The organism is Vagococcus lutrae (genome assembly GCF_023299185.1).
Lineage (GTDB): Bacteria > Bacillota > Bacilli > Lactobacillales > Vagococcaceae > Vagococcus_A > Vagococcus_A lutrae.
Genome location: NZ_CP097017.1, coordinates 174,744 through 192,520, shown reverse-complemented (window position 1 = coordinate 192,520; position 17,777 = coordinate 174,744). Strand labels below are relative to the sequence as shown.

Here is a 17,777-nt window from a genome sequence, read left to right as displayed (position 1 = left end):
TTTTATAATTCTTCTACGATAATATTATGATTTGTATAGACACAAATGTCGCCAGCCACATGAAGCGCTTCTCGAGCAATATCGCCCGCAGTTAAATTCTCGTGACCATGACGTTTCATGGCGCGTGCTGCAGCTAAAGCATAGTTGCCACCTGATCCAATGGCTAAAATGCCGTCATCTGGAGCGATAACTTCGCCTGTCCCAGAAACAACCAACATCTCTTTATCATTCATCACGATTAACATCGCTTCCAATTTTTGCATCATTTTATCTTGACGCCATTCCATTGCTAATTCAACAGCTGCACGGGTTAAATTCCCTTTAAATTCATTCAATTTTGCTTCAAATTTATTTTCTAAATTAAACGCATCGGCTACACTTCCTGCAAATCCAACGACGACTTGGTCGTGATAGATTTTTCGTACTTTCTTGGCAGTCCCTTTCATGACAACCGATTCTCCCATTGTTACTTGACCGTCACCAGCCATTGCAAATTTTCCGTCTTTTTCTACAGCACAAATGGTCGTAGAATGAAATGTCGTATATCCCATAATCGTTACCTCTTTCATTAATAATCAGTTTTAAGCACGTGGGTGAAAATGACGATACGTGCTCTGTAAATTTTCTGTCGTCACATGTGCGTAAATTTGTGTTGACGACAGACTTTCGTGTCCTAAAAGTTCTTGGACAGTTCGCATATCTGCTCCATTATTTAGCAAATGCGTTGCAAAAGTATGGCGCAACATATGTGGATGTATGTCGGATGTTAACGTCGTTTTTTTTACCAGTTCTTTATAAATATACCTTACACCGTTGGTTGTTAATGGTTGGCCTTTCGCATTCACGAATAAGTAAGAATGTTCTGCCTTCTTCATTAACTGCGGACGTGCATGATTAATGTATTGCTGAACTGCTTCACTGGCATAGTGCCCAAAAGGAACGTAACGCTCTTTATTTCCTTTCCCATGCACAAGTAAAATATCCGTCGTCGTATCTATATCAGATAGACGAATACCGGTCGCTTCAGATACACGGATGCCCGTTGCATACATTAATTCTAATAGCGCACAGTTACGATAATCTAAAGCGCGGTCGCCAGCATAGACAACATCAAATAACTGTGTCATTTCTTTTTCATAATAGAAACGTGGCAATTTTTGATTTTTTTGCCTAATTTGCACGTATGTAACAGGATTTTCCTCAACTTTATTTTGAGAAAGTAAGAATTGATAGAAACTTCTTAAACTTGAAAGCTTGCGACTAATAGACGAACGACTGTAACCTTTATCATATAAATAAGACAGATAGATACGTAAGTCTTGATAATCAACGTTTAAGTAATTGGACTCACCTGATTCGCTTAAAAAAGAAGCATAGTCATTTAGATCTCCTTGATAAGCTAAAATGGTCTTTTCTGAAAATTGACGTGTATGTTGTAAGTCCGCTAAAAAACTTATGACATCTTCTTCCACATTTTCCCACCTCTACTTTCTACAAAATTAATGTATCACATCGTGATTTTGAATACAAACGAATAGTCAGAATTTAACTAATAATTGCAAAATTAGACACAATTTCTTCAAAAATTTCCAGAGTAATTGAGATATGTTATAATAAGCTTTATCAAAAAGGAGGAAATACGATGATTCGACGACTCTCTTCAGAGGCTGATATTCAAGCCATGTATGAATTATCGTCATATGCTTTCAAAGGTTTTACACCGGAATCATTTGACGACCAAACATATCGATTATTTCAAGAAAAAGCACTACAAGCGCATAATTATGGTTTTTTTATGCATCAAAATTTAGTGAGCAAAATAATGAGTTTTCCTTTTACAGTCAATGTTTACGATAAAGAGTATCGTATGGGAGGCATTGGAAATGTCGCAAGCTATCCAGAAGCTCGAGGGCAAGGTGCAATTCGCCAGCTTTTTACTAGCTTGTTCGATGACTATCGCGAAAATAACACTGTTTTGTCATATTTAGCGCCTTTTTCACATCATTTTTACCGAAAATTTGGTTATGCTACAGCCATGGATGAAGAAACGTGTACCATTCAAGGGAGTGACTTACCAACATTTCCAATGGATGATTGCCATAGCATTTCACGATTTTCCGTGAAAAATAATGACATATTAGAAGATTTAAAACGTATTTATAAAAAAACACTAGCGACTGAACATGGCAGTCTTCAACGAGACGACTGGTGGTGGCAATATCAAGTTAACAAGTATCCCAATCGACATGTCGCGCTGCTAAGCGTTGATGGACAAGCAGCGACATCTTACTTAATATACGAGATGAATGCAAGTCAGTTAACATTTAACGTGATTGAGATGGCTAGTTCATCCATCGATGAACTAAAATCATTGTGCTCATTTATCAAATCACATATTTCAAGCTATCATACGTTTATCTTTAAGCACGGTTTAACAAATGACTTGAGTTTTTTATTACAAGAGCCGGGAAGTGTCAAACGTCAGTTAGAAACAAGTATGATGATTCGCATCGTTTTATTTCAATCTTTTATCGAATCGTTCCCACTTGCTTTAATCGGCCCGAATCAAACACTAACGATTTATGTTGAAGATAAGTTTTGTGAGTGGAATCACGGTAATTGGGAAATCACGCGTGAAAACAACCAACACGTTTGTCGCAAAATCGATTCATCGCAAGACACTGATTTATCAGGTTCTATTGAAACTTGGACACAATTACTGTTCAACTATAAATCAGCTCAACAATTGCATGTCTCAGGCAATTTAATCGGAGACATTCAGCACCTAGACTTTTTAAATATGACCAATCAACCACAACCCTATATTTATGATTATTTCTAAAAAAAGAGAGCCTTTTCTAAAGGCTCTCTTTTTAGCACTAATCCAGTTCTTGCTTAATCATCTCAATGTGGGCTAACGCTCGTTGCGCTAGCTGCTCATTTCTCTCTTTTTTATCACGAATTCGCTCAGGTAGGTCTGCAATAATGCCAAAATTGACATTCATCGGTTGAAAATGTTTAGCGTCCGTATGCGTGATGTAGTACGCTAAAGCCCCCATTGCTGTTTCACGAGGAAAAATTAATGGTGCTTTTTCCTGCGCCAAACGTGCCGCATTAAGGCCTGCTAAAAGACCACTCGCAGCACTTTCGACATAACCTTCAACGCCTGTCATTTGCCCTGCAAAGAACAAACGCTCATCCCCCTGTGCTTGATAAGTCGGCAGTAATAATTCTGGCGAGTTCATAAAAGTATTACGATGCATCACACCATAACGCACGATTTCTGCATTTTCTAAACCAGGTATCATCTGAATAATCCGTTTTTGTTCGCCCCATTTTAAATGCGTTTGAAAGCCAACAATATTGTATAATGAGCCAGCAGCATTATCTTGACGCAATTGCACGACTGCGTAGGGACGTTTACCTGTTTTAGGATCTTCAAGCCCTACTGGTTTCATTGGTCCAAATAACATGGTTTTTTCACCACGATTAGCCATTACTTCTATTGGCATACAGCCCTCAAAATATGTTTCTTTTTCAAAACTATTTAAAGGCGCAACTTCTGCTTCTACCAGTGCCTCACGAAACGCATAAAATTCTTCTTTGCTCATCGGACAATTTAAATACGCCGCTTCCCCTTTATCGTAGCGGGATTTCAAATAAACCTTGTCCATATCAATCGATGATTTTTCAATGATCGGCGCAGCAGCGTCATAAAAGTATAAGCCTTCTGAATCGGTCATCTCCACAATCGATTTTGCTAAAGACTCAGATGTTAATGGACCTGTCGCAATCACAGTAATACCATCAGCAGGAATTTCTGTTATCTCTTCATTAACCACTGTAATGTTAGGATGATTTTTTAACTGCTTAGTCACTTCAGCTGAAAACAAATGACGGTCGACAGCCAAGGCGCCGCCTGCTGGAACCTCATGTTTGGCAGCTGCCGACATAATCAGTGAATTAAATTGACGCATTTCTTCTTTTAATACGCCAACTGCATTCCCTAGTCCTTTAGCACGAAAAGAATTTGAGCATACTAGTTCAGCAAACTGCTCCGTATGATGTGCTGGCGAGCTCTTTTTCGGTCGCATCTCATACAGCGTTACTTTAACTCCCGCATTTGCTGCTTGCCAAGCCGCTTCACTCCCTGCTAAACCAGCTCCAATTATTGTCACATGTTTTTCCATCATTCCACCTCGGTTACTATTATTTTTGAATATCTTCTTTATAATCACATTCACTACATTGTACGCGTTTGCCACCTTTTACTTTCTTTTCAACTAAGTAATGCTGACATTTTGGACAAGGACGCGCAATTGGTTTATCCCATGACGTAAACTCGCACTCTGGGTAACGACTACATCCATAGAAAATACGATTCTTCTTCGTCTTACGTTCAATTACTTCCCCTTCGTGACATGTCGGACATTTCATGCCGATTTCTTTCACAATTGGCTTTGTATTACGACACTCAGGGAAATTACTACACGCATAAAATTTTCCATAACGGCCTAATTTAATGACCATCGGATGTCCGCAAAGTTCACAATCAAATCCAGCGGGCTCATCTTTAATCTGTATTTTTTCCATTTCCACTTCAGCTTTGGCCAATTCTTTTTCAAACGGCTGGTAGAAACGGTCAATCACTGTCACCCAGTCGACTTGAGCTTCAGCAATTTTATCTAAATCTGCTTCCATTTCAGCAGTAAAGGTCATGTCCACAATCTGAGGGAAAAACTCCACAATCAGCGCATTAACAATTTCACCGAGCTCTGTTGGTTCAAAACGCTTTTGTACGAGCTTAACATAATAACGGCGTTGAATTGTTTCAAGTGTCGGTGCATAAGTTGACGGACGACCGACTCCGTTTTCTTCCAGTGTTCGAATCAGTGTTGCTTCACTATAACGAGCTGGTGGTTGCGTAAAGTGCTGTTTAGGTTCTAAATCAACTACTTTAACACTCTCACCTTTTTCCAAATCTGGCAGGATATTTTCTTTTTCCTCTTTGCCGTCATCTTTACCTTCAACATACACTTTCATAAAACCTTGGAACTTCACTTTTGAACCGTTAGCAACAAATACGACTCCGTTTTGTTCTAAAGTCACTCGCATCGTATCTAAAATCGCCGGTTTCATCCGACTCGCCACCGTTCGTGCCCAAATCAAGCTATATAGTCTGAATTGGTCTTTATCTAAGTACGATTTTATTGAATCTGGTGTTCGCATGATGCTAGAAGGTCGAATTGCTTCATGGGCATCCTGTGCGCCACTTTCTTTTTTCGTTGTGGTCGTCATGCCCAATGAGTATTCCGCCCCATAGGTTTCAAGAATAAAGCGATGAGCTTCTTCTTTCGCAACATCTGACAAACGAGTCGAATCTGTACGCATGTAGGTAATAAGACCAACTGTTCCTTGTTTGCCAAGCGAAATACCTTCGTATAATTGTTGCGCAACCATCATCGTTTTGCGTGTTCTAAAATTCAACTTACGAGCAGCTTCTTGTTGTAAGCTACTTGTAGTAAACGGTTTTGCTGGATTACGTTTACGTTCTTTTTTCGTGATAGACGTTACTTCATATTGATCATTGGTCAATCGTTGCGTAATCGCCTTAACATCTTCTTCATTATCAAGAGCTTGTTTTTTTCCATCCACGCCATAGAAACTCGCACGGAATTTTTTGCGAGATTTAATAAAATCACCTGATATACTCCAGTACTCTTGCGGTACGAATGCATTAATTTCCGCTTCCCGGTCTAAAATCATTTTTAAAGCGACCGATTGAACACGTCCAGCACTCAATCCTTTTTTGACTTTCTTCCATAATAACGGACTAATCGAGTAACCTACTAAGCGGTCTAAAATTCGACGAGCTTGTTGAGCGTCCACTAAATCTAAATTAATTTGACGTGGTTCTTTAAAGGCTTGTTTGACAGCATCTTTCGTAATCTCATTAAAAACCACACGATTTTTATCTTCTAAATCCAAATCTAACAAATGTGCTAAGTGCCACGCAATGGCTTCCCCTTCTCTATCCGGGTCACTTGCTAGATAAACTTTTTCCGCTTTTTTTGCATGTTTCTTTAAATCTTTAATTATCGGCCCTTTGCCTCGAATCGAAATGTAATCAGGTTCATAATTATTTTCAATATCAATCCCCATTCGACTTTTCGGTAGATCTCTTAAATGACCGACACTTGCGACGACCTTATAATTTCGTCCAAGATATTTTTCAATTGTCTTTGCTTTAGCTGGTGATTCTACAATCACCAAATATTTGTATGCCATGACTTTGTTACCACCTTTTACATTTTAGCAGCACATTTATCTAAAATTTCTTTTTATTTAGGAATCGTAGATAATCTTATGCTATTCGATGATGGTTTGTCAATGATTGTCCATTTTTGTTTAAAAATAATTTTGCATTTCTTCTATTATATGTTGCGGACGATAGACACATTTTGCTCCCTCTTGAATAATTTTCAAACAGCCCAATGAGTGTTCTTGCAAGCAACTACCAGGTACAGCAAAAACATCTCGCCCTTCATTTAAAGCACATTCTGCCGTTATAAACGTGCCACTACGTTCTTTTGCTTCAATAATACAAATACCATGACTGATACCAGCAATTATCCGATTGCGCGCAGGAAAATGATGTTTTAACGGTTTTGTCCCTTGACGATATTCACTTATCAGTAAATGCTCGTTAGCAACTTGCTCTTGCAACAATTGATTTTCTCTAGGGTAGTAACAATCTAAGCCACATCCAATCACACCAATGGTACTGCCGCCATTTTCTAAGCACGTCCGATGAGCGATACTATCAATGCCACGCGCTAGTCCACTCACAATAACCATATCTTCTCTGATAAGTTCTGGAACCAAGTTTTCAACAACACGTTTACCATAAACTGTACAGTCCCTAGCCCCAATTATAGCAAGGTTTGTTCTTCTTAATAACGATAAATCGCCTTGATAGAACAAACCCAGTGGCGGGTTGTATATCTCTAAAAGACGTTTTGGATAATCCGAATGAAAAAGTGAGATAAAATGATCATCGGCAAACTTTTCTTGAAAAACATCCAAATGTTCTTTGAGTGAGTGAATACTTGCAATAAAATTCGCGCGGTAACGCGTTCCAACCTTCCCAATTTCTTGTAATTCCAGCGTACTGGCTGATAAGAAACTCGCTAAATCATAATGTGCATAAAGTCGCAGTAACCCTTTATTTCCAATACCTTTCAAATGTTTTAAAATATAAGCCAAAAATTCATGTTCGATATATTCCATAAAAAAACTCCTTCCTCTCTATAACGTATATACGCAAAAAGAAAGGAAGGATACTGTTTATATCATATTTTTAATTGGAGCAAATGTTCGGCGATGAATAGGCGTGATGCCGTATTTTTCAATTCCTTCAAGATGGTGACGCGTTCCATACCCTACATTATGTTCAAAATCATATCCAGGATATGCTTGTCCATACTGACGCATCAAATCATCACGATATTCTTTTGCGACCACGCTTGCCGCAGCAACACTCAAACTTTTCTGATCGCCTTTAATAATTGCTTCCTGTCTGATAGATAACTGCTCAATCGTCATCGCATCGATAAGTAAACAATCAGGTTGCCGTTTTAGATTCTCCACCGCTTTAGCCATTGCTACTTTACTCGCTTGGTAAATATTGATCCGGTCAATTTCATCTGCCTCAACGACACCGATTCCTATTGAAATAGCTTGTTCTTTAATCGCTGCTAAAAGAGTTTTTCTTTTTTGTTCACTCAATTGTTTAGAATCATTTAACCCTAATAAGTTAACGTCTGGTGGTAAAATAACCGCTGCTGCTACCACTGGTCCAGCTAAAGGGCCTCTACCCACCTCATCAATACCCGCCACATAATGAAAGCCTTCTGCTAAATACTGACGCTCATACGTCAACATCTCTTCATGCTTTAATCGTCGCTCTTCATCTTTAGCTAAACGGTTAAAATAGCTTTTTAATGCTTGTTGGACGCCTTTACGTTTGTCTTGTTGAAATATAGCTACTTCTTCTTCCGTTGGTATCTCGGCTAATCTTTTTTTGATTTGGGCAATCGTTAACGTTTTACTCATCTTCATGCTCCCAATTTTCAACTCGGTCGAGAGTTAACCGGCCCAACTGGCCATTTCTGATTTCTTGCACAATCATCTCGCTCGCTCGCTCGTAATCATCTCGGAACCCACGTTTTTGGGTAATAGTCATCAGCTGTGCGACAGCATCTTCTGCTAACTGCTCATCAGTTAACTGATAACGCGCTTGTAATTGTTGTGGATAGTATTCATTAAAGAAACGAATCGCATATAGCGCAATATCATCCAGATGCAATAGATTGTCTTTAATCGCTCCCGTTAAAGCTAACTTTTTACCAATCTCTTCATCTTCAAATTTTGGCCATAAAATACCTGGTGTATCAAGTAACTCTAGCTCATTACCTACTTTTAACCACTGTTGCCCTTTTGTAACTCCCGGCCTATTTCCAGTCTTGGCAATATTTTTGCGCACGAGACGATTCATTAACGTTGATTTTCCAACATTCGGAATACCGATAATCATGGCACGGATAGGTTGTGGTTTCATACCACGAGCAACTTGTCGCTCTCTTTTTTCTTTGAGTAACATTTGCGAAACTGACGTAATTTGCTTGATTCCTTTACCTTCTTTGGCATTTATAATAATACTCTCGTGTCCTTCTTCCTTAAAATAACGTTGCCACTTCATTGTTTCTTCGTGATCTGCTAAATCCCCTTTATTTAAAATAACTAAACGTGGCTTATGCTGCACAATTTCATCCATCATCGGATTTCGGCTGGATAATGGTAAACGCGCATCTACTAATTCAAAAACGATATCGATATATTTTAATTTTTCAGTCACTTCTCGACGAGCTTTCGCCATATGACCTGGAAACCATTGAATTGTCATACTGAAACTCCTTTATTCTTTTTCTTCATTGTAACATATAACTTTGTTTGATAAGTTTTGAAAAGAAAAAATCCTGTTATTTTAAACAGGATTTTTCTTTAGCTATCTACATCCATTTTATATGTGAAAATGGGTAGTATACAAATCGTGCTTTGCCAATAATCGTCGATTCTTTTACTTCCCCAAACGAACGACTATCTTTACTCAAGCGTCGATTATCGCCAAGTACAAAATAAGCATCCTCACTTAACGTCTTCTGTTCTAATAATTCTTCACTATCAAAATTTGTCGTATACTGATTGCTATTTCGCTTAATTTTGGCTTGACCTAAAAAAGGTTCGTCTATTTTTTTATCATTAATATATAATTGATCATCGAGATAGGCTATATGCTCTCCTGGCAAACCAATAACACGTTTTATATAAATATTATGGTCAGGTGCTTCAAAAATAATCACATCAAAACGCTTGATTTCAGATATTTTTTCATAAACCAAAAAGTCATTTGGATGCAACGTTTGCTCCATGGAGTTACCTTCCACTTTCATAGGAATTAAGATAAAACCACGAATGATAAAAACCGTTACCAATGCGACTACCACCAGTTTTAACCAATAAATAAGTTTCTCTTTAGTGATATTATGCATCTGATTATTCACCCTTCTCACTTGATGATAACAGTGTTTCAATAGCTTTATCATATTGCGGATCGTTATCTTTTAATTTTTGAATCACTGCCATTTCAATCGCATTTATCGTATCACGATTGGCAATGCCCGTTACGCTCAAATCATGCTCTTCTTGGAAACGTGTTACAGCTTCTTGGGTAGCTGCATCAAACACTTCGCTCTCTTGACTAACCTCATAATCTAATCCAGCTAACATGCCATTTAATAGCAAAACTTGCTTCCCTTCAGCACCAAATTGATAGGAATTTTCTTTATCCATTGGATTTAAATAAGCGTAAAATGGATAGCGACTTTCAATGGTCGGTTTCAATCCCTTTTTGTGAATCCAATTCCCTTTAGGTGTTAACCATTTGTTCGTCGTCAGCTTTAATTCACTTTCGTCTGTAATAGGTTGAATACTTTGCATAGTTCCTTTTCCAAAAGTCTTCGTTCCTATTACTGGCATCTGGGCTGCTTCTTTAATCGCCGCTGCAAATATCTCAGAAGCACTAGCACTTTGCTCATCCACTAATACCACAACAGGCTCTTTCACTTTATGGCCATTGTCTAGCTTTTTATCCGCTTTGATCTCTTCTTTTTCACCATTTTTGTTTTCGATTTGTAAAATAGTCTGACCGTCTTCAACAAACATGCTTGCCATTGACAAGACAGCTGTCAGTAAACCACCTGGATTTTTTCTCATATCAATAATATAAGAGTTTGCTCCTTGTTTTTTCAAGTCAACCAAAGCTTTTTCAAAATCCGCAGCTGTGTTTTCACTAAATGTCGTCACTTGAATATAACCAACTGTTGGCTGTTCACTGTCGATATGAGCAAAAACAGATTCTACTGGAATTTTATCTCGGGTTAAAATCACATCAAAAACATCCGCATCACGTTGAATCGTTAACGTCACGTCCGTCCCTTTTTTCCCGCGTATTTTTTTTACTACGTCTGTTAATTCTTCATCTTTTGTTTCTTTTCCATCTATTTTTAAGATTAAATCATTCGCTCTTAATTGCTTTTTCTCAGCTGGTGTATCAGCGATAGGTGGTTCCGCAATCATTGGCACACCGTCTTTAATCGTCATAACGGCTCCAATCCCTTCAAAACTTCCAGAAATAGTATCATCAAGCGATTGTTTTTCTGCACCAGAATAGTATTCTGTATACGGATCATCTAGGGCATTGGTCATTCCTTTTATAGCACCTTCAGATAACTCTTTAGGCGACACTTTTCCAACATACTGGCTCATAATCTTTTGATAGGTCATCGCGACTTCCCCTAAGTCCCCACCAATCTCATTTAAAATTGCTTCTTGACGCTTTCTCGAAATGATTTGATAACTCGCTACCGTTGAAACTAACGCAACAATTAAGACCGTCACAACTAAAATAATCACATGACGTTTGAAGGAAATTTGCTTCTCTTCTTTCATGGCTATCCCTCCTATTTGACCTCACTCATAATTCTTTTATTCTATCATCTCTTTCTTAAAATAGAAAGTGACACTCTGACAATGATAGAAAAAAGCTAGGAGAAACTAAGTTCTTCCTAGCTTTTGATTTCCAATTATCGATTAATGAGAAATAGCTGTTTCACCTAAGTAGATGTCGCCACGTTTTGCATCAATCGTAATTAAAGTATCATCTTCAATAATTTCTGTTGCATTTTCAGCTCCAACCACAACTGGAATTTCTTTTGCAATTCCAACGACTGCAGCATGAGATGTTAAGCCGCCTTCTTCGACGACTAACGCACTTGCTAATTCAATAGCTGGCATATAATCTTTATCTGTTGTTTTCACAACTAAAATACAACCTTTTTCGGCTTTGCGCACTGCTTCTTCTGCTGTTTTTGCGACAACAGAGTTTGCAACAACTGATGTATCACCGATTCCTTGACCTTCTAAAAGTTTTGAACCGATAAATTGAATCTTCATCAAGTTTGTAGAACCGCGTTCACCAACTGGAACCCCTGCTGTAATGATAATCATGTCGCCTTCTTTTGCAAATCCACGATCTTTTGCAATTTCTGTTGCCATGTTAAACATTTCATCAGTCGATTCTGGTTTTTCTGTTACAACTGGGAAAACACCCCAAGTTAACGCCAAGCCGCGTGCTTTACGCTCATCAAATGTAATCGCAACAATATGAGATTTTGGACGATATTTTGATATCATCTTAGCCGTATAGCCTGACTCTGTTGCAGCCACAATTGTTTTAACGCCTAAGTTACGTGCCGTATGTCCTACAGATTGACCAATAGCTTCTGTCATATCAGATTGGCTATATTTTTTAAGGGCAAAAGCATCTTGATCGACAAGCGCTTCTTCTGTACGAACTGCAATACGCGCCATTGTTTCTACCGCTTCAACTGGGTAATCCCCTGCTGCTGTTTCACCAGACAACATAATAGCATCTGTACCGTCGTAAATCGCATTAGCGACGTCACTTGCTTCCGCACGTGTTGGGCGAGGGTTATGTTGCATAGAATCTAGCATTTGTGTTGCTGTAATAACTGGTTTACCTAATTGATTACATTTTTTGATTAATTCTTTTTGTGCGACAGGTACTTCTTCAGCTGGAATTTCTACTCCTAAGTCACCACGAGCAACCATTAAGCCATCTGAGATTTTTAAGATGCTGTCAATATTGTCAACACCTTCTTGGTTTTCAATTTTTGAAATAATTTGAATATGTGTAGCATTTTCCTGTTCTAAAATTTCAGTAATTTCCAACACATCGCTAGGACGTCGTACGAAACTTGCAGCGATATAGTCGATATCTTGTGAAATACCAAAGCGAATATCTGCTTCATCTTTCTCTGTAATACCTGGTAAGTTAATAGAGGCGCCTGGGACGTTAACCCCTTTTTTATTTTTTAATACACCTTCATTTAGAACTTTTGTCACGATTTCGCCATTCTCGTAGTCTAATTCTAAAATCTCTAAATCTACTAATCCGTCATCTAGTAAAATATGACCGCCAACTTCAACATCGTTGATTAGCTCAGGATAGCTAATTGAAAAACGCTCGTGATTTCCTAGGACTTGTGTCATAGAAACTCGAATCGTATCACCAGAATGTAAAGCAACCGCTCCATTTTCCATATCATGTGTACGAATTTCTGGACCTTTCGTATCTAAAAGAATCGCGACACGCTTGCCTGTTAATTTTTCAGCTTCACGAATATTTTTGATGCGGTTACCGTGTTCTTCAAAATCTCCATGTGAGAAGTTTAATCGACAAACGTTCATCCCTGCATTCATCAAGGCTGATAAAGTTTCAATTGATTCACTTGCTGGACCTATCGTACATACAATTTTCGTTTTTTTCATTATTAACGCTCCCATTTATGTATATTTAAAATCATTAATGATTGTCTGACTAATTAAAATGAAATTTCTTTATTGATTTGATATAGAGATAAATCAGGTTTATGTTTGCCGTTTTCTAAGGTATCAATAATATCGTTGGCAACAACTTGATTATCTTGCATACCGATACACAAGCCGCCTTTTCCTTGTTTTAACAGTTCAACTGCTTCCCAGCCGAATTTACTTGCTAACACACGGTCTCGCGCTGTTGGTGAACCGCCACGAACGACATGTCCTAAGACAGACACGCGTGCATGGAAATCTCCATGTTCTGATAATTTCTCTGCGAAGTCATGACCTTTCATGACACCTTCCGCTAAAATAATCAGACAGTGTTTTTTACCACGGTCACGTCCGTCTTGTACACGTTTGGCTACATCTGCCATATCAAACTCTTTTTCTGGAATAATAATATCATCCGCACCACCAGCAAGTCCTGCCCACAATGCGATATCGCCTGCGTCTCTTCCCATTACTTCAATAATGAATGTTCGAACATGGGAAGTGGCTGTATCACGAATTCTATCGACTGACTCCAATACTGTGTTAATCGCTGTATCAAAACCAATTGTAAAATCTGTTCCTGGAATATCATTATCAATAGTTCCTGGGATACCAATCGCAGGGAAACCATGCTTAGTTAATGCTAAAGCACCATGGTATGAACCATCTCCACCAATAACAACTAAACCGTCGATTTCAAATTTCTTAAGTTGTTCAATCCCTTTTAATTGTCCTTCAACTGTTGCAAATTCAGGGTAACGAGCTGAATATAAGAATGTTCCACCACGTTGTACAATATCTCCTACATCTGATATTTCAAGTTTTCTAATATCTCCGGCAACTAAACCTGCATAGCCATAATTGACACCAAAGACTTCAATGCCGTCATGAATAGCTTTTCGTGTGACTGCACGAATAGCAGCGTTCATTCCTGGTGCGTCTCCGCCACTTGTTAAAATTGCAATACGTTTCATCCAGTTTTCACCTCATATTTATTATACGCAATATACTTAAAGTTATTTTTACTTTAAATCTATTTCCACTCAATATTCTACCATTTTTTTCTGAAAAAGTCTTTGAAAATGAGAATAAAATTGAAAATAATCACACACTACCTTTATCGGAAGACTACATTTGTTTCTCCTAGAATATAGGATAACTCTTTTTTGGTCACTTGAGTATCGGAAACCCAAAATTCGTCACTTAATACAAATTTTTGGTCACTTTGTTCGACATAAATGATGATGGGCGTAATGCCACTATGTCTTTTAGCAATCGCTTTGATTGCCGCTAAGTCTTCCTTCTCATTATGTCCTTTTTCTATTTTCAGATAACATATTTGTTTTCCTATTTTTTCATCAAATGCTGTGGCTAGCTGTATTTCTGACGCAAGCACTTGCTTTTCTTGATTGTAGCGACTTTCTTCTACTTTTCCTTGAACAAGAATCACTCTATTTTCTTCTAGTGATTTTCGTTCTTTTCGATAAAGCTGTGGAAAAACAGTCAGTGAAATTTCTCCGGTTTCATCACTCACGGTCACAAACGCCATAAATTCCCCCTTTTTCGTTTTAATTTGACGAACTTGCTTAATATAACCTAACAACCTAACAGGCTTCCCAATTTCAATATCACTTATAGAGACGCACTGTTGCATCATTTTTAACACACGATATTCTTTAACCGGATGTCCAGATAAATAAACACCCACTAGCGCCTCTTCTTGCGCTAATTTTTCAGATAAATCATAGTCAGCTACTCGTTCTTTTTTAAGCGTCATCATCTCCAATAAATCCAGACTACCGCCACTTATCAAGATATTTTTCAAATGGCTCTCTAAATCGACCACTAACTGACGTCTGTTTTGATGAAGTTTGTCAAATGCTCCTACCTGTATTAAAGGTAGAATATAGTCCTCCTTTAGCCACTTATTATCAATTCTAAGAAGAAAATTATCTAAACTAGTAAAAGGACCATGAGCGCGACGTTCTTCCACAATATTTTGAATAAAGTCACGGCGAATACCTTTAAGACTACCAAAACCAAAGCGAATCGTGTTTTTTTTTAAGGTAAAACGAGCGAAACTCTCATTAATATCAGGCCCTACTACTTTTACTCCCGCTTTTCTTGCATCTTGAATATAGAGAATAACTTTTTGGTTATTATTTCTAACAGAAGACAGCAAAGAGACATAAAAACACGCAGGATAATGCACCTTAAAATAGGCCATTTGATATCCAACAAATGAATAGGCCATAGCATGTGAACGGTTAAACCCGTAATTAGCAAACTTTTCAATATATTGATAGACGGTCTCTGCTGTTTGGCTTGAATAGCCTTGGCGAGTGGCACCTGTGATAAACGCTTGTCTTTGCTCGATCATAGTATGTTTGATTTTTTTACTAATCGCTCGTTGTAAAATATCGGCCTGGCCAAGAGAAAAGCCCGCCATTTTTGATGCGACTTGCATAACTTGCTCTTGATAAATCATTACCCCATAAGTTACATCTAAAATGTCTTTTAAACTGTCATCTGGATACTCTATTGGTAGCAAACCATGCTTTCGTTTAACAAACAAATCGATATTTTCCATCGGACCAGGTCGATATAACGCATTAACAGCGGCAATGTCTTCAATCGAAGTGGGTTGAACTTGCCTTAAGACATGACGAATACCATTTGATTCAAACTGAAAGACACCGACCGTTTCTCCTTTTTGAAATAAAGCTAGCGTTTTAGGATCGTTCATCGGAATCTGATGATGATTAATCTCTTGACGATAGTGATAGCGAATATGTTGCATTGTTTCATCTAAAATCGATAAATTTCTAAGACCTAAAAAATCCATTTTTAATAAACCAACAGCCTCAACATCATGCATTGTAAACTGAGTTAAAGGAATTTCCTGACTCCCTGCCATCAATGGGACAAACTTTGTTAAAGGCTTATCACTAATAACGACCCCGGCTGCATGAGTGGACACATGACGAGGTAGACCTTCTAACACACGAGCGATTTCATATAATTGTTGATTGCGACCAGAAGTCGCGACTAGCTCTCGCAATTCTTTGGACTGCGTGTACGCCTCGTCTAACGTGATTTTTAATGTGTTAGGAACCGCATTTGCCCATTGGTTCGCTTCGTTTTGGCTCAAGCCAAACACGCGTGCAACATCTCGTAAGACCATTTTAGCCGCCATCGTTCCAAATGTGGCAATCTGCGCCACATGATTCGCTCCGTATCGCTGATAGACGTATGCCAACACCTCATCTCGGCGATTATCAGGAATATCTAAATCAATATCTGGCATAGTATGTCTTTCCGGATTTAAAAAACGCTCAAAAAGCAAACCGTATTGAATCGGGTCGACATCGGTTATTCCTAATACATAAGAAACAAGTGACCCTGCTGCTGAACCACGACCGGCGCCCGTAACAATCTTTTCTCGTCTGGTAAACGCCATGACATCCCAAACAATTAAGAAATAATCATCAAAGCCCATTTGATGAATAATGGTTAACTCTTTTTCTAAACGCTCCTCATAAACAGCTAAATCTCCTGAAACACGTTCAGGTAAAAACTGGTAGCAAAGTTTTCTAAGATAACTAGCAGCGTTATCCGTCGTTGGTACGTCAAAATGTGGTAATAAAGATTGATGCAGTTCTAACGTGACATTACATTCGGCAACAATCGTTTTTAAACAATCTAAAACATGTTTGCCAAATAACTGCTCATAAGTTTGCGCAAAAATCGTCCCCTCTGTTAAATAGTAAGGACCATTTTTTTCCAATTCATCCCATTGTAAAGTATTCCCGTTTTGAATACTATCCATTACTTCTACAGCCATATGATGTTCTGGTAACAAATAGCGATGCAAAGGTAAAGGAACAGTATTTAAACGTTCGTTATGATAAAAAGAGAGTAACGCTTCGCTTGACTCACGTGATTGATATAGTGCCAACCCACCATAAATATCCTTTGAAGGCACTTTCTTTTTCAACTGACTTAACCATGTTTGAGCCTGCTTGATGTCACCTTTTTCAACCAGAAAACTAATTTCTGACCCTTCAGGAGGAAGTAAGACAATCATTTCTTCAAAATCATCCATGTATTCATACACAGTTGAAACTGATTCGGATAGTTGAATTTTAGAAGATAAACGCATTAAATTTTGATAGCCATGTTGATTTTTTGCCAGAAGCACGATATCAAATGTTTCAGAACTTGACATCCCAGATGGATACCGTAATGTCATACCGTAGAGCGGCTTTACCTCATACTTCTCACACGCTTTCTTTAAATCCAACATACCGTGCATGACATTGATATCTGTCAATGCAACAGCTTGATATCCTTTTTCACTTGCCTGTGCCACATAGCGCTCAATCTCAATCGTACTTTGAAGTAACGAATAGGCTGAAAATGTTTGTAAAGAAGCTAGCACCATTTCATCACTCCTTATTGTTATTATCATTATTATATCATGAACCCGTTCTATATGTCTGAGATAGTTCTTTCATCTCTTTCTTTTCTTTTAAAGAGGATTGTGCTAAAATTATCTTGAAAAGAGGTGGCTTAAATGCGATTTGTAACAGTACTTATCTGGTCTCTGATTATGGGACAAATGATTGCTTATCTTGGAGCCGCACTAGGCGGTTCTCATTTCACTCCATTCGCAGCGTTAATTGGCTCATTCGTTTTAGCCCTAGCTGTCTTTATTTTAGGTGAAACATCACAACCAAAAAAAACCACGACAAAATAAAAAA

Annotated in this window: 14 protein-coding genes; 2 read left to right on the top strand and 12 right to left on the bottom strand. The window is 38.2% G+C overall.

Annotated features, from left to right (window positions below):
- Positions 1-2 precede the first annotated feature (2 nt).
- Positions 3-551 carry an ATP-dependent protease subunit HslV gene (gene hslV, locus M2919_RS00955; RefSeq protein ID WP_023605768.1) on the bottom strand — a complete coding sequence of 183 codons (549 nt, stop codon included), beginning with the start codon at positions 549-551 and terminating at the stop codon, positions 3-5.
- A 30-nt stretch (positions 552-581) separates the two neighbouring features.
- Complete coding sequence (gene xerC / locus M2919_RS00950; RefSeq protein ID WP_248848948.1) at positions 582-1,472, bottom strand: tyrosine recombinase XerC; 891 nt, start codon at positions 1,470-1,472, stop codon at positions 582-584.
- Between the two features lie 170 nt (positions 1,473-1,642).
- Between xerC and M2919_RS00945 the strand changes: the two genes are divergently transcribed.
- On the top strand, positions 1,643-2,842 hold the full coding sequence (locus tag M2919_RS00945) for a GNAT family N-acetyltransferase (protein WP_248848947.1): 1,200 nt from the start codon (positions 1,643-1,645) through the stop codon (positions 2,840-2,842).
- Positions 2,843-2,879: 37 nt separating this feature from the next.
- Here the strand turns inward: M2919_RS00945 and trmFO are convergent, their stop codons facing one another.
- The 10 genes from trmFO to dnaE form a co-directional block, all read right to left on the bottom strand.
- Complete coding sequence (trmFO, locus tag M2919_RS00940; RefSeq protein WP_248849457.1) at positions 2,880-4,190, bottom strand: FADH(2)-oxidizing methylenetetrahydrofolate--tRNA-(uracil(54)-C(5))-methyltransferase TrmFO; 1,311 nt, start codon at positions 4,188-4,190, stop codon at positions 2,880-2,882.
- Between the two features lie 19 nt (positions 4,191-4,209).
- Positions 4,210-6,288, bottom strand: coding sequence for a type I DNA topoisomerase (topA, locus tag M2919_RS00935; protein ID WP_248848946.1), 2,079 nt, complete (start codon positions 6,286-6,288; stop codon positions 4,210-4,212).
- Positions 6,289-6,408: 120 nt separating this feature from the next.
- Positions 6,409-7,290, bottom strand: coding sequence for a DNA-processing protein DprA (dprA, locus tag M2919_RS00930; protein WP_248848945.1), 882 nt, complete (start codon positions 7,288-7,290; stop codon positions 6,409-6,411).
- 57 nt (positions 7,291-7,347) lie between these two features.
- Positions 7,348-8,115 carry a ribonuclease HII gene (locus M2919_RS00925; RefSeq protein WP_248848944.1) on the bottom strand — a complete coding sequence of 256 codons (768 nt, stop codon included), beginning with the start codon at positions 8,113-8,115 and terminating at the stop codon, positions 7,348-7,350.
- Positions 8,108-8,965 carry a ribosome biogenesis GTPase YlqF gene (gene ylqF, locus M2919_RS00920; RefSeq protein WP_248848943.1) on the bottom strand — a complete coding sequence of 286 codons (858 nt, stop codon included), beginning with the start codon at positions 8,963-8,965 and terminating at the stop codon, positions 8,108-8,110. The genes M2919_RS00925 and ylqF overlap by 8 nt, the downstream gene beginning before the upstream one ends.
- A gap of 106 nt (positions 8,966-9,071) precedes the next feature.
- Positions 9,072-9,611, bottom strand: coding sequence for a signal peptidase I (gene lepB, locus M2919_RS00915; protein ID WP_023605760.1), 540 nt, complete (start codon positions 9,609-9,611; stop codon positions 9,072-9,074).
- A gap of 4 nt (positions 9,612-9,615) precedes the next feature.
- Positions 9,616-11,070: a S41 family peptidase gene (locus M2919_RS00910; protein ID WP_248848942.1), complete on the bottom strand. Its 1,455-nt coding sequence runs from the start codon at positions 11,068-11,070 to the stop codon at positions 9,616-9,618.
- A 141-nt stretch (positions 11,071-11,211) separates the two neighbouring features.
- Positions 11,212-12,972, bottom strand: coding sequence for a pyruvate kinase (gene pyk / locus M2919_RS00905; RefSeq protein ID WP_248848941.1), 1,761 nt, complete (start codon positions 12,970-12,972; stop codon positions 11,212-11,214).
- Positions 12,973-13,025: 53 nt separating this feature from the next.
- A complete protein-coding gene (gene pfkA, locus M2919_RS00900) occupies positions 13,026-13,988 on the bottom strand; it encodes a 6-phosphofructokinase (protein WP_126761542.1) in 963 nt (320 codons plus the stop codon).
- 143 nt (positions 13,989-14,131) lie between these two features.
- Positions 14,132-17,458: a DNA polymerase III subunit alpha gene (gene dnaE / locus M2919_RS00895; RefSeq protein ID WP_248848940.1), complete on the bottom strand. Its 3,327-nt coding sequence runs from the start codon at positions 17,456-17,458 to the stop codon at positions 14,132-14,134.
- A gap of 132 nt (positions 17,459-17,590) precedes the next feature.
- Between dnaE and M2919_RS00890 the strand changes: the two genes are divergently transcribed.
- Entirely contained in the window at positions 17,591-17,773 is a 183-nt protein-coding gene (locus tag M2919_RS00890) for a DUF2929 family protein (protein ID WP_126761538.1), read from the top strand.
- Positions 17,774-17,777: the final 4 nt, after the last annotated feature.